Source organism: Myxococcus sp. RHSTA-1-4 (assembly GCF_020037125.1).
GTDB lineage: Bacteria > Myxococcota > Myxococcia > Myxococcales > Myxococcaceae > Myxococcus.
This window is the reverse complement of the sequence record NZ_JAIQDG010000018.1, coordinates 49,529-69,219: the sequence shown is the minus strand read 5'-3', so window position 1 is coordinate 69,219 and position 19,691 is coordinate 49,529. Positions and strand designations below refer to the sequence as shown.

The following is a 19,691-nucleotide window of genomic DNA, read 5'->3' as shown; positions in this document are numbered from 1 at the left end:
TCCCGTGCCGGCGGCTACCGCGCCTCGGGCCGGACGTAGACGACCACCTGCGGCGTCTCGTCCAGGTACAGGCCCGTTACCGGCGTGCGCGTGCCGAAGGCCTGCCACGTGAGGAACTCGTGCTCGCGGAACTCCTGGTGGTACTGGTACGCGACGATGTCCGCGTCGAGGGGACTGCCCACCGGGCGCAGGTCCTTCCGCAGCAGGCCGTTGCGCTGGTAGTCGCGGAACGAGCCGTTGTGCACCTCGTGCAGGAACAGCCGCGCGCCCTGCTTCGCGTGCTCGTTGATCCACGGCAGCACGCCCGTCACGTGGCTGGACCAGAACTGCCGCTGCATGCCCAGCGTGGCCGCGCCCGGCAGCCCACCCGCCAACTCCGAGTACGCCGCCGTCCCGTAGGGGAACACCCGCGCCGAGTACACCGCCGCGGGGGCCAGCAGCACCAGGAACACCGGCGCCGCCACCGCCGCGAAGGGCAGGGACGGCCGCTTCGCCTTCATCCGCTCCCACAGCGCCGCGCAGCCCCGCGCCACCGCCGCCCCCGCGAGGATGCCGAGGAACACCATGGACGGGAACCAGTGCTTCACCCCGCCGAAGTGCGGCACCTGCGGGTGGCTGATGATGAGGATGGACGTCACCGCGTTCACCCCCACCAGCGCCTCGGCCATTGTCACCGGCCGCTCCACCCACGCGCGCGTCCGCTCGAAGAGCCCCAGCACCGCCCTCGCGGCCAGCGCCAGCAGCCCCGTCACCATGGGGACGAAGAGGCTGGTGGGCACCGTCAGCGCCGTCTTCACCACCACGTACGCGAGCGGGAAGGGCGGCTCGCGCAGCAGCGTGCCCAGGTAGAACCAGGCGTAGTGGTTGTGCTTCGCGTGGAAGGCCAGGTACCAGGCCGTGCGCTCCACCGGCTCGTGCCACAGATAGGGCCAGTGCAGATAGAAGATGACCGGCCCCAGCACGGCCATGGCCACCACCGGCACCAGCGCCCGCGTCACCGGCGCGCTCACCTTCTCCACGCCCTTCAGCACCCACGTGGCGCCCGCCGCCAGTCCGGCGAAGAGCAGCGTGTGCGGGCTGAGCAGCAGGAACTTCCGCTGGAAGCCCTCGCCTCCGCCCAGCGACACCACCAGCAGCCCGTAGAACACGGCCACCGCCGTGAACAGGCCCACGAGGCGCAGGAACCACGTGCGCGCCTCCGGCTGGCCCTCGCTCGCCGTCCACGCGCGCCACAGCGCGAAGGGCGTCAGCACGAAGGGCAGGAAGAGGGCGTTGTGCTTGGTGGCGATGGCCAGGCCGAAGGCCACGCCGCACCACAGCCCCCACTTCGCGTCCTCCAGCGCGCGCCAGAAGCAGTACACGACGAGCAGCCACAGCGCCGCCACCGGCACGTCGAAGCACGCCAGCTCCGCGTTGAAGTACTGCCGCGGCACCAGCAGGAAGGCGAGCGCGGCGAACAGCCCCGCGGCGCGCCCGTACAGCGCGCTGCCCAGCAGGAAGCTCAGCGCGGGCACCAGCGCCGCCACCGCGAAGGCCGGAAGCCGGAACGCCGTGGCCGAGCGCATCCACCCCAGCCCGTCGTGGAAGAGCAGGTGGCTCAGCCCGAACAGCGTCTTCATCAGCACCGGGTGCTCGTGGTTGTAGTCCCACGCGCGGACGATGGCCGCGTCCGTCAGCGCCCGTGCCGGCGACTGGAAGAGCTGCCGGAACCAGCTCGCGTAGCCCTCCGCCGCGGCGAAGTAGACGCTCTCGTCGCGCGTGTAGCCCACCGCGGACTCCGTCAGCCACAGCGCCACGAAGCCCAGCACCCACAGCGCCCAGGCCAGCCGCTTCTCGTCCCGCGTGGGAGCCCGGCCCATCATCTCCGCACCCCCACCGCGGGCTCCACCGCGAGCACGTCCAGGCACACCTGCCGCCGGTCCGCGTTGTCGGACCGCACCCAGACCTTCACCGTGCGGGCCTCACCTTCCGGCAGCCGTACCTCCGCCTTCTGCACGCCCTCCAGGCCTGGCGGCACCGCCACCTCCAGCAGCCGCGCGCCGCTTCCCGCGTCGTCCACGCCCAGGTACGTCGTGGTGAAGCGCGCGTCCTTCGGCCACGCGTGCTCCCAGATGATGCCGCCCTCCAGGCGCAGGCCCAGCCCGCCCGGAATCCCGTCGAACTCCGCCACCAGTCGCTGCTGCCCGCCGGGTGCGTGCATCCACAGGCAGCGGCGCGGCTCGTAGAGGATTTCGTGCCACTCCGGCGCGACGTACAGGTAACCGGGACCGGGGCAGCGGTGCGCCTGCCCGTTGAAGGGACAGTCGCGGCGCGTGCCATCCGGCGACTCCAGGTACACCCGGGCCCGCGCATACGCGTCCGTGGCCACGAAGCGCCGGGGCCGGTGGCGGCCATTCTCGTAGAGCGCGAGCGACAGCGGGCCCTCGCGCACCGGCGCACCCACCGCGCGGCGCTCGGGCAGGAAGCTCGCGAGGAAGCCGTCCTCGTCCGAGCGCGGCAGCTCCGGCTGTCCCAGCACCCACACGCGCGGGTGCGCGGCCAGGTCGTCCTTGTCCGAGCCCAGGTAGCCGTATACCGGCACCTCTGGCGGGACGAAGAGGCGGGCGCGCTCCGCCCACCAGGGGAAGAGGAGCACCGCGTCGCCGGGACGGGCCTCGGCCTTCAGCCGCTCCGCCACGGCGCGGTAATCACCTTCCGAGGGAAGGCGCCCCGGCAGGCGCAGGTGGAAGAGCAGGCTCAGGAGCGCGACGAGGACGAGGCCCCCCAGCTCCACGAGGGGCAACGCACGCAGGAAGCTAGGACTTCGCAAGGCGGATCTTCTGCTCGCTCTTTTCCCGGCAGAAGGTGCAGAAGATGGGCTCGCCCTGGGCGAACGACGGCGTCCAGGGCGGGTACATCGAGCACCGCGGGTCCAGGCAGTGGTGCAGCTCCCAGAGGTGGCCGAGCTGGTGCAGCGCGTGCCGGGCAATGGCCTTGTACCCGGCCTCCAGGTCCTTGTGCGGATGGACGCTGAGCACCGCGCGGTCCTTGCCGAACCGCGCGAAGCCCTGCGTGGGCGCCATGCCGCTGGGCAGCTCGCGCTCCTTCAGCTTGCGCAGCGTCAGCAGCAGCACCTTGTCGTCCTGGTAGGAGCGGATGCCCTTCACCTGGTCCACCAGCTTCTCCGCGTCCAGCGGCTCGGACAGGCCGGCGGGCACGTCGGCGGTGCCGGAGTGCTCGCTGCCCACACCGAACGCCGTGTAGAGCGTGCGGTTGAGCTTCGCGAGCTGCTTGTCGTCGAAGGAATCCAGCGTCACGACGCGAATCACGGGGCGTCACCTCGGCGGGAGGGCCTTTCCGGTGGCCGGGCGGCGTACCCGCCCCGGAAGGCCCGTCGGTCCAGTGCTTCTGTCACTCGCTCTCGGGCGGCTTCGCCTTGGGCGGGCGGCCACGCTTCTTGGGCGCGGCGGGAGCGGCCCCCTCGGCCTCGGGCGGCTTGGGCTTGGGCGGGCGGCCGCGCTTCTTGGGCGCGGGAGGCTCTCCTCCCGCGGCGGCCGTGGCCTCCGGCTTGGGCTTGGGCGGGCGGCCGCGCTTCTTGGGGGCGGGCGCCTCTCCCCCCGCGGGGGCCTCGGCCTTCGCCTTGGGCGGGCGGCCGCGCTTCTTGGGGGCGGCCTCCTCGCCCTCCTCGGCCTCGGCCTCCTCACCCTCCTCGGGAGCCTCCTCCTCGGAGGACTCGGCGGGCGCCTCCTCGTCCGGCGGCAGGTCCAGGTCGCCGTCCAGGCCCATCAGGTCGCCGTCCAGGCCGAGCTCGTCCTCGTCGCGCTGGAACTCGGCGGCGGTGCGCTTGGGGCGCTCGCGGCCGGGCGGGAAGAGGACGATGTCGATGGCGTCCTCGGCGTTGACCTCGGCGGTGCCCAGCGCGGCGGCCACCTCCATCACCAGCAGGTGCCGGGCATTGTCGTAAAGCTCACGTTCCTTGGTGGGCAGCGGGCGCAGCTCGCTGAGGACCTGGAGTCCCTTCACCACCTCGGCCATGCCCAGGATGCCGCCCTGGGTCATCCGGTCCAGGTTGGTGCGGGCGCGCTGCTTCCAGTCCAGGTCGGCCTTGTCGCTGTCCGAACGCAGGAACTCGAAGATGCGCTCCACGTCCTCGGCGGTGGCGACCTTGCGCACGCCGATGGAGACCACCTTGCCTTGTGGCACCATGACGACGGCACCGTCTTCTTCGCGGCGCATCGTGACGAAGGTGAGCTTCTGGCCCGCCACCTCCTTCACGTCGATGGCGGAAACGCGGCAGACCCCCTGGTTCGGATAGACGACCCGGTCGCCGACCGCGAGCTGGAGTGACGCGGACCCTTCAGGCATGTCCCCCTCACGGGCGAGGTAAACGTCAGGAGAAACCCGGGCTTAGCACCGAGCCGCGCCGGACGCCACGAGATTACCGGTGGAATGCCGCCGTGCGTGCGTCCGCCGCCTGACCCTTCAGGAGGGTACCGAGCAGTTCCTTCTGCCGGGCATCCAGGGCCGCCTCCACCTGGGCCTCCGTCGGCTCCAGTTCACCGCCCCGGACTCCCGGCTGCGCGTCCACGCGCGCGGACACACCCAACGTCCCCATCAGCGCCACCCCGAACACGAGCACTGCCACCAGCTTCTTCATGGTGATGCCTCCAGGGCACCCAGGGTAGGGGGCGCGCCCGGGTGATCAACTTTTCGGCAACAGGTCGCTGCACGGCTGTAGCGGCCTGCTAGGGGGCGTTGAAGAGCCGGCTCGGAGCGCGAGGAGGGGCCGGGCCGCCGGGCGGCGCCACGGGCGACACCTCCAGGAGCAGGGTGCCCGTGTTGTCCGCCAGATGGTCATCCGGGAAGGCGAGCTGCAGCCACGAGGCGCCCCGCAGGCGCACGGGCTGCCCCACCTCCAACAACTCCATGACGCCCGGGGAGACCTCGGGGCCGTCGCCCGTACCATGGAGGCCGAGCACCCGGCCCACGGGCCCGCCCTCGTAGCCCCGGGTGCGCGCGGGCTCGGGGCTGTCGCGCAGCACCACCTCGTACGTGGTGGCCGGGTCCAGCTGGCGCAGCAGGAAGCGGTCCGTGCGAGACAGCTTCACCGCGTGCTCGCGCGCGTCCAGCCGCACGGTGGTGACGGTGCCGCTGTCCCGCTCGCGCACCCGCACCTGCAGGGTGCCGTGGTTGTCCTCCTTCCGCGCGTCCAGCAGGAAGACGTAGAGCCGGGTGGCATGACGGACCAGCCGCTCCTCGGCGCTCAGCAGGCCGAAGGACTCGTGCGCCGGCAGCCGCTCGCCGCCCTCCAGGTAGTAGCCGGCCTGCTCCACCGTCTCGGGGCCGCCCACCGACGCCCGTCCCTCCACGCGCACCGCGTAGGTCCGCGCCGGGTCCAGCCTCAGCTCCGCGGCGGACAGGACGGGGACGCGGAAGGCATGTCCCACGGCGGACAGGATGATACGCCCGGCGGGCATGACGGCCTCCTGGGGAGGCGGGGCCCGGCCCGGCTTCGACGCGAGCACGCCCGGCGCCGAGGACCCGGGCGCCACCCTCGGCCGGAGCCGGGCGTGGACGGCCAGCGTGGTGCCGCGCTCGGCGCGCACCGTCTGGCTCCACGGCACCATGCCCGTCACATGGACCTCCAGCAGGTGCTCGGAGTCCGCGGGCAGGTGGGTGATGAGCGCGGGCGTGCGGGACGGCAGGGGCCGGCCGTCCACGCGGATGGTGGCGCCCGGCGGCGTGGAGCTCAGCTCCACGGAGAAGGTGCCCGTGTTGCCCATCACCAGCATCACCGCAATGGCCGTCAGGGCCATCACCACCGGCGCGCCCAGCATCACCCGGCGAGGCAGGCCCGCGCCCCGGGCGAAGTGCGCCAGCGCCTCGTTGGCGGAGGGCTCGGCGAGGCCCGGCGGCGGGGCCCCGGATTGGGGGCCACGCTCCGGAGCGGAGGGCGAGGTGAGGTCCGGCGGCGGGGCCACTGGCTGGGTGGTGCCGCGCTCCAGCGCGGAGTCCTCCGCGAGGTCCGGAGGCAGGTCCACCGGCTGGGTGGTGCCGCGCTCCAGCGCGGAGTCCTCCGCGAGGTCCGGAGGCAGGTCCACCCGCTGGGTGGTGCTACGCCCCAGCGCGGAGTCCTCCGCGAGGTCCGGAGGCAGGTCCACCCGCTGGGTGGTGATGCGCTCCCCGGCCGGCGGCGCGGAGGAGGGGGACACCACGGGGATGGGCTGGGTGATGCGCTCGCGGCGGCCCTGGACGGGCGCGGGCGTGACGGGGGGCGGTGTGAGCTCACGGAGCGGAGTGAGGTCGCGGACGGCGCGGCGCTCCGAGGAGCCGTTCGTCCAGCGGGCCATCTGCGCCAGGAACTCGCGCGGCAGCAGCACCGGGCGGCCGTCCTCCACGAGCTCCGCCTCGAAGAGGTAGCTCATGAAGTGGGCGCGGGCCCGGGGGGACACGTCGGGCGCGGCGGTGTGGAGGTGGCGGGTGAGCGCCTCCGCGAAGGACTCCGCCGTCTGGAATCGCTGCTCCCGCTCCACCGCCAGGGCCGTGAGGAGGATGCGCTCCAGCGCGGGGGGGAGGTCCTTGTTGAGGTCCCTGGGGCGCGGGAAGTCGCCCAGGGCGACCTTGCGCAGCACGTCCTCCATCCTCCCCTCGAAGGGAAGCCGCCCGCACAGCATCTGGTAGAGGACGACGCCCGCCGCGAAGATGTCCGTGCGCGCGTCCAATTCGCGGCCGCGGGCCTGCTCCGGCGCGAAGTAGGCGTACTTGCCCTTCACCTCGGTGTCTTCCACCTCGCCACGGCCGGCCAGCCGCGCCTTGGCGATGCCGAAGTCCACCAGCTTCACCTGGCCCTCGTAGCTGACGAGCACGTTCTGCGGACTGACGTCGCGGTGGACGATGTGGAGCGGCCGCCCGCGCTCGTCCAGGCGCGTGTGCGCGTAGGCCAGCCCCTCCAGCACCTCCACCGCGATGAGCAGCGCCAGCGGCTGGGGCAGGGTGTACAGCCCCTTCTCCCGCGCGCGCCGCAGCACGCTCGACAGCGGGTGGCCGTCCACCCACTCCATGGCGATGAAGTACTGCCCGTCCACCTCGCCGAAGTCGAAGACCTGGGCGATGTTGCCGTGGCTCAGCCCCGCGGCGATGCGCGCCTCGTTGACGAACATGGAGACGAAGGCGCTGTTGCCCGCGTAGCCGGGGAGAATCTTCTTGATGACGACGGGCTTGGTGACTCCCGCGGCGGCCGTCATCCGGGCGCGGTAGATCTCCGCCATCCCGCCCGTCGCGATGCGCTCGAGCAGCTTGTACTTCCCGAAATAGAGCCCTTCGGAAGGCTGCTGCACGTTCGTTCCGGCTCCTTCGCGTACCGGGCTGCTGTACCTGCCTTCCACGCTGCCGCCGCAGGGGAGGTCAGGCTAACATGGGGTCCGCACAACGCTGCCATAGGAAAATTCTGTTGATGGCGCTCAATCGCCCCTTGGCTCTCCTCCTACTCCTCACCACATCCGCCGCACTCGCGGAGCCTGCGGTGCTGCTGGCGCCCGCGCTGGGAAGGCCGGACGGCGTACTTCTTCAGGGACGTGTGCTCAAGGAGGCTCCTTCCGGGGGCAGCACGGCGCTGACCCGGAATGTCCGGAGGCTGACGGCGAGTAACTGGGAGGGGGCCCGGGTGGAGGTGTCCTTCCAGGGCGTGTCCGTCTCCGTGAAGAGCGGCCATGACGGCAACTTCGAGGTGAACCTGCGCCCGCCCGAGGGCCAGCGCTTCCCGGCGGGGGCGTCCGAGGCGGAGGCGAAGGTGGAGGGCGTCCGGGCGAGGGCGCCGGTGGAGGTCATCCCGGATTCCGCTCCGTTGCTGGTCGTCTCGGACTTCGACGACACGGTGGCGGTGACGAACGTGACGAGCCCGGTGAAGCTGGTGGAGTCGGCGCTGCTGAAGGACGGGGACACGCAGGCGGTGGTGCCGGGCATGGCTGCGTTCTACGGGTGCCTGCGCAAGCCCACGTCGCCGGCGTTCGCGCTGGTGAGCGGGTCGCCCGTCCAGTACCTGCCGCGCATCCGCACGTTCCTGGAGCGCCATGGCTTCCCGGCGGGCTTCGGGCTGTACCTGCGGGACATCGGTCCGGGGACGCTGGCCGGCTACAAGCAGCCCGCCATCCGCCGCCTGCTCCAGCAGTTCCCCCAGCCGGTGGTGCTGGTGGGGGACTCGGGGGAGAAGGACCCGGAGGTGTACGCGCAGATTCGCGACGAGTTCCCCGGGCGGGTGAAGGCCATCTACATCCGCGACGCGGGGCGCACCGAGGACCCGGCCCGCTTCCAGGGCATGGTGCTCTTCAAGGACCCGGGCGACGCGGCCGCGCATGCCGCGGCCGAGGGACTGGCCGACACCGCCTGCGTGGCCGCCGCGTTCCCGAAGAGCGCGCCCGCGGTGGTGCCCGCCGCCACCGTGAAGCAGACGGCGCCATGAGGAGGGAGCCGCGGACATGGACGGCGCGCGTGCTCGCCGCCGTGCTGCTGGTGTCGCTGGGGGCGGGCTGCCGCGAGGAGAAGCCCGCCGAGCCGCTCCAGTCCCTGAAGCCCGAGCCGCTGCCGTCGCTTGCAGCCGGTGGCGGTGCGCCCTCGGATGCGGGGGCCGAGGACGTGGATGAGCCGCTCCCGCTGGAGGTGGCGCCGGTGTACGGCGAGGCGCTTCCGGAGAATGCGCTGCGCCTGGAGTTGTCGGGTGAGCGGGTGCGGCTGGGACAGGAGTCCTTCGAGGCCGCGCGTCCGGCGGAAGCGGTGCGCCTGGCGGAACGGGTGAAGGGGCGCGAAGTCCTGCTGGTGCCGGACGCGGACACGTTCCTGGTGCAGGCATCCGAGCTGCTGGTGGTGCTGCGGGACTCGGCGAAGGCGGTGTGGCTGAAGCACCCGGACGCGCCGGTGGCGTACCCGCTGGTGCTGCGGGACGAGGCGGGCTTCCGCGCGTGGCTCGAGGAGGTGGCGCCCGGCAAGCTGCGCATCATCCAGCGCTCGGACGGCTTCGAGCTGACCACCAGCGTGGGCAAGCTGCCCGGTCCCGACCCGAATGGCCCTTCGGTTCCGGTGCGCGGAGGACGGCAGGACATCGCCACGCTGCGGCGGGGATTGGGGCTGCTCAAGGGGCGCTTCAAGACGTCCGAGGACCTGTGCCTCGTGCCGTCCTTCGGTACGGAGGTGGCGCAGGCGGCGCGGGCGCTCAGTGGTGTGTACTCGGCGCCGGGAGAGCCGTGGTTCGACGAGCTGTGCCTCGTCTTCCCGACGCCCCGGGGGGCCAGGGACGGAGGCTGAGGTGCGCGGTCAGGGCAGCGCGCCCACGCCCGCGAAGGACTGCATCCACGTGTCCTCGCCGCGAGCCCTGGCCGTGTAGAACTCCTCCTGGAGCGATGGCAGGGGCCAGCGATAGCAGCCCGCGCGGGCCACGGCCCTTTCCCAGAAGCCCAGCTCCACCCAGCGGTCGACGGACTCCTCCTTGTCCGGGACGTACCTCGACAGCTCGGAGCCGGCCATCTGGAGCCGGATGCCCAGGTCCAGCTCCGGGTGGGAGCGCTCCTTGCGGATGCGCACGCCGAACTCCCAGAGCAGCCGTCCCATCCACCGCTGCTCGTCATCGGTCAGCTGGTCCTTGCTGGCCTGCGCGCGCAGCAGGAGCGTCAAGCCCAGGGACAGCCCCTGCGCCAGGAGGACCATCCGCCACGCATGGTGGCCGGGGGCGTGGAGCAGGCCGTCGAAGTGGGCGCGCATCTGCTGGAAGTGCTGCTCGTTGGAGACCGGCTTCCACTCCGGAATCGAGAGGAGCTTCTCGAGCGCGGCCAGGTCGCCCCGGTTGAAGAGGGCCGAGGAGGGCCGCTCCTCCAGCTCTTGAAAGAAGACCAGCAGCGCGAGCTGGAGGCTCCGCGGCGAGGGGCCGGCGAGCTCCCGGAGCCGGTCGAGCACGGGAGGCAGCATGAGCTCCCGGCGGTTCGTGTCCGAGGCATCGTTGTACTGCTCGAAGCTGCTCACGAGCAGGGGCAGCGAGGAGGTCTTCATGAGCTGCTCCTCGATTTCGAAGAAGCACTTCCCGTAGCAGCGGTCCAGCGCGAGCACCTTCAGGGCGAGGCGCTGGGCCTCGTCGGCCTGCTCGTAGCTGGCTTCCGGCTGGGCGAGCAGGATGCCCTGTTCCAGAGGTTCGGGGAGCAGGGCGCTCTTCGCGAAGTCTGGATGTCCGAGCGTCTTCCAGGTATCGAAGAAGGCATGCCGCCAGTCCGGCGAGTGCGGGCGCCGCGTGGCAAGCTCGAGCAGCAACGTTGCCTCCGGAGTGTCTCGCAGGGAGGCCTGCGCGAGGGTGCTCCGCGCCGCGGCTTCGTTACCGGCTTCCAGCTCGGCACAGGCGCGCAGCAGCAGGGCCGGCGCGTAGGTGCTCGACGCGCGCAGCGCCTTCTCGATGTGGACCCCCGCCTCGGGATGGTCCGCGAACAGGTAATAGGCGGCGGCCTGGGTGAGTGGCGCGGCCCGGGCCTCCTCCTCCGCCTTGCGCTTCCACCGGAAGGCGGTGAGGCCACCACCGGCCAGGATGGGCGTGAGCCCCAGGGTCCAGAGCAGGAGCTGGCGCCGGGTGCGGTGCCGCCGCGAGCCTGATGAGGACTCAGCCTCCGGTGTCACCGGTTCGTTGCGGATGGGGTCGTTGCTCACTGGCGCGATGCTACCCTCAACGCGGTGAACCCAGGCGCGAGACAGGTGGCTGCTCGGTTGCTGTTTCTCCTGGTCCTGCTCCAGGGCGGGTGTCTGGCGGAGTCCGCGCTGGACGAGGCGGACCTCCAGTGGGCCCCCGGGACCTCACGGTGGCGTGCTGCCTCAAGAAGAACCCAAGGCAGTGGGAGAAGTGCACGGGGACGCCCAGCCCTGGGGAATCGGGTGTGTCGAAGGGGGTGACGCGGAACGTGGCGCGAGTCGCGGCTGCCGGTACGGCGGTGGCCGTCGCGCTGCAGCCCAGGTTCAACTCCGCCGAGCAGCGGGGTGTGGAGCTGGCCGCGGACCTGCGCGCGACGGTCGAGAAGGCCATCTGGCGGTGCGTGCGCGGGGCGGAGCAGGAGGCGAACGACCACTATTTCAAGGGGGAGAGCCCGACGGCGGAGCAATGCGGGCAACTCATGAGGCCGGGGCAGACGTGGGCCAGGTTCCTGGGGAGCCACAAGCACTACCTGGTCAAGCCATGCCTCCATGCTGCCCTGGGGAAGCTGGTGCCGGGGCGCTACCTCCTGGAGCCCCGCTTCCGGTTCAGCGAGCGGACGGAGCAGTGGGAGTACCTGGATAAGGAGACGGTGGACCAGCTCGTGTCACGGCTGAAGTGGAAGGCCCTGGAAGGCTCCATCGAGCCGGACATCCTCATCATGGACGAGAAGGGAGTCATCATCCTCGTGTACGACATGAAGTTTCCCTGCCCGGAGAGCAATACTGCGCGCTGGGACTTCTACTCCAAGGGGCGCTGGGCGCCCACCTCGCAGGATGACCTGTACCTTCAAGCGCTCAGGGTAGAACCTCTACTCGTCTCCCCGAGGGAGGGGGTTGTGCCAAGGAGGTAGGAGGGGCCACATGCGATACCCGAGACTGCGGTACTTCAATCAGTGGGATGCGCAAGTCGCAAGCGAGGCGTTGGTCATCTGCTTCTATATGAAGCAAGCCCATCAGCGAATCGCGCCTGCTGTCATGCGCGCGCTGGATGTGTTTCGCGAGCGCATACGTCCTCTGGCGATCGACTGGTACATCGCTCACGATGGTTACACCTATCTCCTCGATGACAAGCGGTGGGACACAGTCCGGAAGGAGATGCTGGAGGGTGACGATGGCGTCGGCCTGCGGCTGTCGGCGACGCCTGAGGGCCCCGGTGGGCTCTACGTGGAATACAGAGGACTGCCCACGATTCCCATGCCCTGGCCCGAGAGGCGGCATGACACAAGCGGATTGTATTTGCGATTGCCCACGGAATATCTGGAAGAGCAAGGGCCAACTCGGGTTCGTGAGTTGGCCGTCGCCGTGGCCGAGGAGCTCCCGTTCAACTCCGGCTATGCGGACCTTGTCCTGTCCGGGTCCGGAATGGAGGGAGAGGCTGCTGCCCTCGTGAGCACCCGCTATCCGGGCATACACATGACCCGGGAAGGCCCGTGCTACGACATGGACACCCACGTCGATGGCGTCCACTGGATGAACTTCCTCGGCCAGCCCGTGCTCGGTCAGCTCGGGGGCGTTGCCGCTCTCCGCGAGCGTCTCAACCTCTCCGGAACCTCCATCCAGGAGCTCAGCGGTGAGCGCGTGCTCATCACCCTGGGCGACGAGCCCAACCCGGGGGACGTGGAAGCAGGCGAGACGCTCCCCCTGCACCGTGCGCTTGCCCGGGTCCTCGAACCCCACCTGTACCGGAACAGCAGGCCGCTCGGCCGCATGAGCCCGGAGGACATTCGCCGCTGGGAGCGCCGCTTCCTGGACTGACCATCCCGCGCCGGGCCTTCTCCTTTGAAGGCCGATGTCCCGATTGCTACTACCCCCCTGACGCCCCGAACCCTAGATTGCCCCGTCCGGGCGCCTGCCCGCCCGCCGGAGGGACGCTCCCTTCCGCGAACCTGGAGGTCGTTGATGGCCGCCGTACCCGAGCCCGCCCAGTCGAACGAGATTCCCGCCGGCGGCGCGTTCCTCTTCCAGGAGGTTGGCGCCACCCGCATCGTCACCCCCGAGACATTCGCCGAGGACCAGCGCCTCTTCTTCAAGACGGCGCTCCAGTTCTCCCGCGAGCAGGTGCTCCCCAACGCCGAGCGAATCGAGGCCAAGGACAACGCGCTCCTGCGCGACCTGCTCCGTCAGGCCGGCGAGCTCGGCCTGCTCAGCGTGGACATCCCCGAGGCCTACGGCGGCACCGGCCTCGACAAGACGACGTCCCTGCTGCTCGCCGAGGCCATGAGCCTCAACGGCTCCTGGTCCGTGACGTTCGGCGCCCATACCGGCATCGGCACGCTGCCCATCGTCTGGTTCGGCAACGCGGCCCAGAAGGCGAAGTACCTCCCGAAGCTCGCCACCGGTGAGTGGGTGGCCGCCTATGCCCTCACGGAGCAGGGCAGCGGCAGTGACGCGCTGGGCGCGAAGACGAAGGCGGTGCGCTCGGCGGACGGCAAGCACTGGATTCTCAACGGCTCCAAGCTCTACATCACCAACGCCGCCTTCGCGGACGTGTTCATCGTCTTCGCCAAGGTGGACGGCGACAAGTTCACCGGCTTCATCGTGGAGAAGGACACCCCGGGCCTCACCGTGGGCCCGGAGGAGCACAAGATGGGCATCCGCGGCTCGTCCACGTGCCCCCTCTACTTCGAGGACGCGCGCGTCCCGGCGGAGAACCTGCTCGGCGAGGTCGGCAAGGGCCACAAGATTGCCTTCAACATCCTCAACTACGGCCGCCTCAAGCTGGGCGCCGGCGTGCTGGGGGGCATGAAGCTCCAGCTCCAGAACGCGCTGCGCTTCACGCAGGAGCGCAAGCAGTTCGGCACCCCCATCGTCCAGTTCCCCCTGTCTCGAGAGAAGCTGGCCCGCATGACGGCGCTCATCCACGCGGTGGAGAGCATGACGTACCGCACCGCGGGCCTCGTCGACGCGCGCCTGGCCGGGCGCGACAAGTCGGCCCCGGACTACGAGGCGAACCTGCTCGCCGCCGTCGAGGAGTACGCCATCGAGTCGTCCATCATGAAGGTGCACGGCTCGGAGTCGCTCGGCGCCCTCGTCGACGACGCCGTGCAGCTCCACGGCGGCGCCGGCTACATCGAGGAGTACCCGGTGGAGCGCTCGTACCGCGACGCGCGCATCAACCGCATCTTCGAGGGCACCAACGAAATCAACCGCATGCTCATCGTCGGCATGCTCCTCAAGCGCGCGGTGAAGGGCGACCTGCCGCTGTTCGCCGTGGCCGGCAACGTGGCCGAGGAGCTGTCCCGCGGCGAGCGGCCCCGCGCGCGCGGCGAGGATGCGCTGTCCCCGCAGGAGGTGGCCGCCGAGTCCGCCAAGCGCCTCGCGCTGCACGGCCTGCGCATCGCCGCGGAGACGTTCGGCACGGACCTGGAGAAGCACCAGGAGGTGCTCGCCGCGCTGTCCGACGTGGTGATGGATGCCTTCGCCCTGGACTCCATGGTGACGCGCACCCGCCAGGCCGCGAGCCAGGGGACGCTGGACCCCGTGCGCGTGGCGCTGACCCAGCTCTACGCGCTGGACGCCGTCCCCCGCGCCTACGACAGGACGCGCCGCGCGCTGTGCGCCACCCTCCAGGGTGACGCGCTCGACAAGGAGCTGAAGCGCCTGGCCACGCTGGACGTCTTCACCCCGTACAACCCCGCGGTGCTGCGCGAGACAGTGGTTACCGCCCTCGAGGCGGCCGGCGGCTATCCGCTCGCCCGGGAGTAACGGGAGCCCCGGGCCTCACGGCATCCGCGTCACCGCGTCCATCCCGAAGCTCACCCGCGCCTTCCAGGGCGCGGGGGGCAGCGACGCCAGGGCCAGCAGCGCCTCCAGGCGCTTCTGCATCTGCGGCCTCAGCCGCCCGAAGGTGGCGCCGAAGCCCGGCGTCACCGTCTCCGAGTGCTTCCGGGGCACCGAGGAGGTCCACACCACCTCGCCGTGCAGCATCAGCGGCCCCCCCTGGAGGTCCATCTCCAGGAGGAAGGGGGTGCCCACGTGCACCTTGCGCGGCAGCGCCGGGGCCTGCACCTCCAGGCCCACGCCGCCCCGGGAGATGTCCCGCACCAGGAATGAGGGGGAGAAGGGCGCCGCCTCCACCGCGCGCAGGTGCAGGGGCAGCCGCGGGAAGCGGCGCAGTCCCTCGTGCTCCTGCGCGGAGTAGATGCGCTGGAGCACCGCGTCCAGCGCGCTGCGGTCCTCCCCCACGCCATAGCGCACGGTGAGCAGGAACCGCTGCGCCTCGCGCGGCTCCACCTGGACCACCTCGCCCAGCACCTCCACGGGCCTGGGGACGCCCCCCGCGTGCAGCTCGAAGGTGAAGCGAGTACCCAGCGGCAGGCTGCGGCGCGTCTCCAGCGTGACGCCCCCCTGCCCGACGCTGCGCGTGTACTCCCCCACCAATGACTGCGGGGTCTTGTAGGCCACCTTCAGTCGCACGTTTGTGTTCACGCAACCGACACTCTGCGCCTGTCCCCGGGCGGAACTCAAGTTCACCCCATCTCCCCAGGTAGGGCGCTGCATTGCGGCAAACACCGGACCTTCCAGGTGTGGCGGGGTTCCAGGGAGTCATGCGCCAGCGGCGTGACGCCCCGGGCCGGGTGTCGGGCACCAACGAACTGTTGTTCCAACCTGTTGCGGTTTCTTGACCCCCCCTGGGGGGACGCGTATGTATGCCGCCCGGAGTGGCAAGGAGTGGGAAGGAGTGGAGGTCAATCCCGTAGCGGGTTGAAAAGGTGGATCGTCCCGCGTGTTCCGAGGCGTCTATGAGCACCAGATCGACGCGAAGGGGCGGACGAGCCTCCCGGCGAAGCTCCGGGAAACGCTGGTGGGCGCCTACGACGAGAGGCTCATCCTCACGACAGCGCTCGACCGGTGCCTCCACGCGTACCCGGTGCGGGAGTGGGAGGCGCTGGAGGCCTCGCTGGCGAAGCGCAACCCGATGGAGCCGGGGGTGAAGACGCTGATGCGCCTGTATGTGGCCAGCGCGCAGGAGTGCCCGCTGGACAAGCTGGGGCGCCTGCTCATCCCCCCCTCGCTGCGCTCCTACGCCGGGCTGGAGAAGGACGTGGTGTGGGCGGGAATGGTGAAGGTCATCGAGCTGTGGAGCCGAGAGGGCTGGGCGAAGGCGCAGGAGGAGGCCCGCCAGGAGGCGAGCTCGGCGGATGTGATGAAGGTGCTCGCGGAGCTGCGCCAGTAGCGGCCGGAAAGTCGACAGGACTCGGAAGTCCCGGGAGGGTGGCAAGCGTATGAACCAGGTTCTGGAGGTGCGGCGACGGGCGGTGGGCGCGGCGGTGGGAACCGAGCGCGTGGAGACGCTCATGCTCGAGGGCGAGCTGAGCGAGCAGGACCTGCTCCAGCTCTGCGACGAGCTCACCCGCAAGATGCAGCGGGGCATGCGCCAGTTCGTCCTGGACTTCGCCGACGTGGGGCACCTGAACTACCGGGGCGTCAAGCCGCTCATGGCCCGGGCGGAGGCCTTCCGCCGCACCGGCGGGGACTTGAAGCTGTCCGGCCTGTCGCCGTACCTGGCCGCCATCTTCCGCGCGGCCGGCGCGCACGACGCGTTCGAAATCTACCCCCACATGAACGACGCCCGGGCGGCCTTCGCGCTCGCGCGGGCTCCCTTCGTCTGACGGCCTGTGGGGGCCTTGGACTTCCAGCACCAGACCGTCCTCCTGCGGGAAGCAGTGGACTTGCTGCAACCGGGAGTGGGGAAGGTGATCATCGACGGCACACTGGGCGGCGGTGGCCACACGGAGGCGCTCCTGGCCAGGGGTGCCACCGTGGTGGGCGTGGACCGCGACCCGGTGGCGCTCGCCGCGGCCACCGCGCGCCTGGGCAACAACCCGCGCTTCCAGGCCCGCCAGGGCAACTTCGCGGACCTGCCCCGCGTGGCCTCGGACGTGCTCCCGGTGGACGGCGTGCTGGTGGACCTGGGCGTCTCCTCTCCGCAGCTCGACGTGGCCGAGCGCGGCTTCTCCTTCGCCAAGGAGGGCCCGCTGGACATGCGCATGGGCGCGGAGGGCCCCACGGCCGCGGAGCTCATCGCCTCCATGGATGAGCGCGAGCTGGCCCACATCCTCAAGGAGTACGGCGAGGAGCCCTTCGCGCGCCCCATTGCCCGGGAGCTGAAGAAGGCGCTGCCTGTCCGTACGCTGGAGGCCGCGGAAGTCGTGAAGCGGGCGGTGCCGCGCAAGGCGTGGCCCACGCGCATCCACGTGGCCACCCGCACCTTCCAGGCGCTGCGCATGGCCGTCAACCGCGAGCTGGAGTCGCTGGACGCGCTGCTCGCCGCCATTCCCCAGCTCCTCAAGGTGGGCGGCCGCGCCGCCGTCATCGCCTTCCACTCGCTGGAGGACCGGAAGGTGAAGGAGGCGTTCCGCGACCTGGTGGGCCGCTGCACCTGCCCGCCGGGGCTGCCGGTGTGCGCCTGTGGCTACTCGGGCGACTTCGCCCTGGTGACGAAGAAGGCCGTGGCCGCCTCGGAGGAAGAGGTGGAGGCCAACCCCCGCTCTCGCAGCGCGCACCTGCGCGTGGTGGAGAAGGTCCGATGAGCAAGTCGACGTCCAGGGTTTCCAGGGTTGCTTCCACGCGTGGCTCCGTCTCGGTGACGGGCGTGCTGCTGCACCTGTTGCCCGCGGTGCTCTTCTTCGCCCTCTTCGCGGCGGTGGGCATCCTCCACGTCACCAGCCGCGTGCTGGTGGTGGACATGGGCTACCGCCTGTCCCGCGAGGAGGCCGAGAGCCGCACCCTCACGCGGGAGAATGACCGGCTGAAGCTGGAGCTGGCCACCCTCAAGGCCCCGGCGCGGCTGGAGCGCGTGGCGCGCGAGCAGCTCGGCATGGCCATGCCCCGGGGCGGCGCCGTGGTGTCGCTGGCCGCGGAGAAGCCGGCCCGCGCCAGCGCCCGGGCGGAAGCCGACCGGCCCGGCATGCGCGTGGCGGGGCGTGACGTGGCGGGGTCGGTGCGGTGAGGGACTTCAAGGCGACGCGGGCTCCGGAGCCCAACGCGAAGTGGCTGAAGCTGCGCGTGCAGCTGCTGTCCGGCCTCTTCCTGACGCTGCTGGGCGTCGCCTTCGGCCGTGCGGTGCAGCTCCAGGTCTTCGAGCAGGAGAAGCTGCGCGGCCTGGCGCAGGACCAGTACGTCCGCCAGATTGAAATCCCCGCCCGCCGAGGCGACATCTTCGACCGCCGCGGCACGCCGCTGGCCCAGAGCGTGGAGGTGGACTCCATCTGGGTGGACCCCTCCATGCTGCCGGACGTCCGCGCGGCGTCGCGCGCGCTGGCCAAGGCGCTGAAGCTGGACGCGGACGAGCTGGCCGCGCGCCTGGGCCGGGCGAAGCGCTTCGCGTGGGTGAAGCGCCAGGCGAAGCCGCAGGAGGTGGCGGCGGTGAAGGCGCTGGGCCTGCCGGGCTTCGGCTTCACCAAGGAGCCCAAGCGCTTCTACCCGCAGCGCGAGCTGGGGGCACACGTGGTGGGCACGGTGGGCCTGGACGGGCGCGGCCTGGAGGGGCTGGAGCTGGCCTTCCAGGACGAGCTGTCCGGGCAGAACTCGCGCATGTCCGGCTTCCGCGACGCCAAGGGCCGCAAGCTGCTGGTGCAGGGCACGCTGGACCCGCTGGAGCGCCAGGGCGCCACGGTGACGCTCACCATCGACCGCCACCTCCAGTACGTGACGGAGAAGGCGCTGGCCAAGGCGGTGGAGGACGCGAAGGCCGTGGCCGGCATGGCGGTGGTGCTGGACCCGAGGACGGGCGAGCTGCTGGCGGTGGCCAACCACCCGCGCTTCAACCCGAACACCCCCGAGTCCAGCACGCGCACCGGCATGCGCAACCGCGCCGCGCTGGACACCTTCGAGCCGGGCTCCACGATGAAGCCCTTCGTGGTGGCCGCCGCCCTGGAGCAGAAGGCGATTACCACCGACAGCGTCTTCTTCTGTGAGAACGGCGCCTGGCCGGTGGGCCGCCACACCATCAACGACACCCACTCGTACGGCTGGCTGGCCCCGCGCGGCATCCTCCAGGTGTCCTCCAACATCTGCATGGCCAAGATTGCCCAGCAGATGGGGCGCGAGAAGCTGGTGGCGGGCTACCACGCCTTCGGCTTCGCCGAGCGCACCGGCCTGGCGCTGCCGGGCGAGGGGCGCGGCGTCATCCCCTTCCCGAAGGCGGAGGTGGCGCTGGCCACCCAGTCCTTCGGCCAGGGCCTGACGGCCACGGCGGTGCAGATTGCGTCCGCCTATGGTGCGCTGGCGAACGATGGCGTGCTGATGCGGCCCTACCTTGTATCGAAGGTGGTGGACCCGGACGGGGTAGTCCTGCTGGAAAACCGTCCCACGGAGATTCGCCGGGCGGTGTCCGCGAAGGTGGCCCGGCAGGTGGTGGGCATGCTCGAAAGCGTGGTGACCAAGGAGGGAACCGCGCCCAGGGCCGCCATGGAGGACTACCGGGTGGCGGGCAAGACGGGCACGGCCCAGAAGGCGGACCCGGTGGCGCGAGGGTACTCGGACAAGCGAATCGCCTCCTTCGCTGGCATGGTGCCAGCCGAGTCACCGCGCGCCGTGATTCTCGTCGTAGTGGACGAACCCAAGACGGACGTATACGGGGGGCTCGTGGCTGCCCCTGCTTTCAAGGAGATTGCGACCGCCGCCATGGCCCACCTGGCCGTGCCCCCGTCCCGGACGGTGGCACCCGAGGTGGCCGTGGCCGCCGTGTCCCCCGCGCCCGGCGCGGCGAAGCCGGTGGCGAAGGCCACCGTGCCCGCCCGTCCGGCGCTGGCGGAAGCGGTAACGGAGACTCCGGAGCCCGGCACCGTCCGGGTGCCGGACGTCCAGGGGCAGGTCGGACGGGAGGCCGTGGTGAAGCTGCTCGCCGCGGCCCTCGAGCCACAAGTAATGGGCAGTGGACGTGTGGTGTCTCAAACCCCCGCCGCCGGCTCACTGGTGGAGAAGGGGGCCCGGGTGACGCTGGAGCTCGCGACGCGGCAATGAGGCCGCGCTCGCTCCAGGCCCCGCGCTTG

General features: G+C 71.0%; 18 protein-coding genes. 10 read left to right on the top strand and 8 right to left on the bottom strand.

Features of this window, described 5'->3' with window-relative positions; all coding sequences use genetic code 11:
* Positions 1-14: 14 nt before the first annotated feature.
* The 6 genes from K8638_RS23930 to K8638_RS23905 form a co-directional block, all read right to left on the bottom strand.
* Complete coding sequence (locus tag K8638_RS23930; protein WP_223756919.1) at positions 15-1,862, bottom strand: glycosyltransferase family 39 protein; 1,848 nt, start codon at positions 1,860-1,862, stop codon at positions 15-17.
* A complete protein-coding gene (locus K8638_RS23925; protein WP_223756918.1) occupies positions 1,859-2,809 on the bottom strand; it encodes a hypothetical protein in 951 nt (316 codons plus the stop codon). Before K8638_RS23925 ends, K8638_RS23930 begins: the two co-directional genes overlap by 4 nt.
* A complete protein-coding gene (locus K8638_RS23920) occupies positions 2,796-3,308 on the bottom strand; it encodes a hypothetical protein (RefSeq protein WP_223756917.1) in 513 nt (170 codons plus the stop codon). The genes K8638_RS23925 and K8638_RS23920 overlap by 14 nt, the downstream gene beginning before the upstream one ends.
* 82 nt (positions 3,309-3,390) lie before the next feature.
* Complete coding sequence (locus tag K8638_RS23915) at positions 3,391-4,344, bottom strand: CarD family transcriptional regulator (RefSeq protein ID WP_223756916.1); 954 nt, start codon at positions 4,342-4,344, stop codon at positions 3,391-3,393.
* A gap of 73 nt (positions 4,345-4,417) precedes the next feature.
* The gene (locus tag K8638_RS23910) at positions 4,418-4,636 is read right to left on the bottom strand and encodes a hypothetical protein (protein WP_223756915.1); all 219 of its coding nucleotides are present in this window, start codon (positions 4,634-4,636) and stop codon (positions 4,418-4,420) included.
* Between the two features lie 88 nt (positions 4,637-4,724).
* Complete coding sequence (locus K8638_RS23905; RefSeq protein ID WP_223756914.1) at positions 4,725-7,316, bottom strand: serine/threonine-protein kinase; 2,592 nt, start codon at positions 7,314-7,316, stop codon at positions 4,725-4,727.
* 185 nt (positions 7,317-7,501) lie between these two features.
* Between K8638_RS23905 and K8638_RS23900 the strand changes: the two genes are divergently transcribed.
* Together K8638_RS23900 and K8638_RS23895 are read left to right on the top strand one after the other, a co-directional pair.
* Positions 7,502-8,437: an App1 family protein gene (locus tag K8638_RS23900; RefSeq protein ID WP_223756913.1), complete on the top strand. Its 936-nt coding sequence runs from the start codon at positions 7,502-7,504 to the stop codon at positions 8,435-8,437.
* Complete coding sequence (locus K8638_RS23895) at positions 8,434-9,276, top strand: hypothetical protein (protein ID WP_223756912.1); 843 nt, start codon at positions 8,434-8,436, stop codon at positions 9,274-9,276. The genes K8638_RS23900 and K8638_RS23895 overlap by 4 nt, the downstream gene beginning before the upstream one ends.
* 9 nt (positions 9,277-9,285) lie before the next feature.
* Here the strand turns inward: K8638_RS23895 and K8638_RS23890 are convergent, their stop codons facing one another.
* Positions 9,286-10,656 (bottom strand): hypothetical protein, encoded by a 1,371-nt coding sequence (locus K8638_RS23890; protein ID WP_223756911.1) that lies wholly within the window; start codon positions 10,654-10,656, stop codon positions 9,286-9,288.
* Between the two features lie 224 nt (positions 10,657-10,880).
* Between K8638_RS23890 and K8638_RS23885 the strand changes: the two genes are divergently transcribed.
* The 3 genes from K8638_RS23885 (at position 10,881) to K8638_RS23875 (ending at position 14,400) form a co-directional block, all read left to right on the top strand.
* Entirely contained in the window at positions 10,881-11,546 is a 666-nt protein-coding gene (locus K8638_RS23885; protein WP_223756910.1) for a hypothetical protein, read from the top strand.
* 10 nt (positions 11,547-11,556) lie between these two features.
* Positions 11,557-12,450, top strand: a complete 894-nt coding sequence (locus K8638_RS23880; protein WP_223756909.1) for a type VI immunity family protein — start codon at positions 11,557-11,559, stop codon at positions 12,448-12,450.
* 144 nt (positions 12,451-12,594) lie between these two features.
* On the top strand, positions 12,595-14,400 hold the full coding sequence (locus K8638_RS23875) for an acyl-CoA dehydrogenase family protein (RefSeq protein ID WP_223756908.1): 1,806 nt from the start codon (positions 12,595-12,597) through the stop codon (positions 14,398-14,400).
* A gap of 15 nt (positions 14,401-14,415) precedes the next feature.
* Here K8638_RS23875 and K8638_RS23870 read toward each other — a convergent pair whose 3' ends face one another.
* Positions 14,416-15,111: a PilZ domain-containing protein gene (locus tag K8638_RS23870; RefSeq protein ID WP_223756907.1), complete on the bottom strand. Its 696-nt coding sequence runs from the start codon at positions 15,109-15,111 to the stop codon at positions 14,416-14,418.
* 310 nt (positions 15,112-15,421) lie between these two features.
* Between K8638_RS23870 and mraZ the strand changes: the two genes are divergently transcribed.
* From mraZ to K8638_RS23845, 5 genes are read left to right on the top strand one after another with little or no spacing between them, the layout of a single operon-like run.
* The gene (gene mraZ, locus K8638_RS23865; RefSeq protein ID WP_223756906.1) at positions 15,422-15,871 is read left to right on the top strand and encodes a division/cell wall cluster transcriptional repressor MraZ; all 450 of its coding nucleotides are present in this window, start codon (positions 15,422-15,424) and stop codon (positions 15,869-15,871) included.
* Between the two features lie 49 nt (positions 15,872-15,920).
* Positions 15,921-16,307 carry an STAS domain-containing protein gene (locus K8638_RS23860; RefSeq protein WP_223756905.1) on the top strand — a complete coding sequence of 129 codons (387 nt, stop codon included), beginning with the start codon at positions 15,921-15,923 and terminating at the stop codon, positions 16,305-16,307.
* 6 nt (positions 16,308-16,313) lie between these two features.
* Positions 16,314-17,228 (top strand): 16S rRNA (cytosine(1402)-N(4))-methyltransferase RsmH, encoded by a 915-nt coding sequence (rsmH, locus tag K8638_RS23855; RefSeq protein WP_223756904.1) that lies wholly within the window; start codon positions 16,314-16,316, stop codon positions 17,226-17,228.
* Positions 17,225-17,647 carry a cell division protein FtsL gene (ftsL, locus tag K8638_RS23850; protein ID WP_223756903.1) on the top strand — a complete coding sequence of 141 codons (423 nt, stop codon included), beginning with the start codon at positions 17,225-17,227 and terminating at the stop codon, positions 17,645-17,647. Before rsmH ends, ftsL begins: the two co-directional genes overlap by 4 nt.
* A complete protein-coding gene (locus tag K8638_RS23845) occupies positions 17,644-19,662 on the top strand; it encodes a penicillin-binding protein (protein WP_223756902.1) in 2,019 nt (672 codons plus the stop codon). Before ftsL ends, K8638_RS23845 begins: the two co-directional genes overlap by 4 nt.
* Positions 19,663-19,691 lie beyond the last annotated feature (29 nt).

Coding starts and splice junctions, on each gene's coding strand:
- K8638_RS23875 (WP_223756908.1), top strand. CDS start 12,595: ATGGCCGCCGTACCCGAGCCCGCCCAGTCGAACGAGATTCCCGCCGGC.
- ftsL (WP_223756903.1), top strand. CDS start 17,225: ATGAGCAAGTCGACGTCCAGGGTTTCCAGGGTTGCTTCCACGCGTGGC.
- K8638_RS23910 (WP_223756915.1), bottom strand. CDS start 4,636: ATGAAGAAGCTGGTGGCAGTGCTCGTGTTCGGGGTGGCGCTGATGGGG.
- K8638_RS23860 (WP_223756905.1), top strand. CDS start 15,921: ATGAACCAGGTTCTGGAGGTGCGGCGACGGGCGGTGGGCGCGGCGGTG.
- K8638_RS23930 (WP_223756919.1), bottom strand. CDS start 1,862: ATGATGGGCCGGGCTCCCACGCGGGACGAGAAGCGGCTGGCCTGGGCG.
- K8638_RS23880 (WP_223756909.1), top strand. CDS start 11,557: ATGCGATACCCGAGACTGCGGTACTTCAATCAGTGGGATGCGCAAGTC.
- K8638_RS23895 (WP_223756912.1), top strand. CDS start 8,434: ATGAGGAGGGAGCCGCGGACATGGACGGCGCGCGTGCTCGCCGCCGTG.
- K8638_RS23915 (WP_223756916.1), bottom strand. CDS start 4,344: ATGCCTGAAGGGTCCGCGTCACTCCAGCTCGCGGTCGGCGACCGGGTC.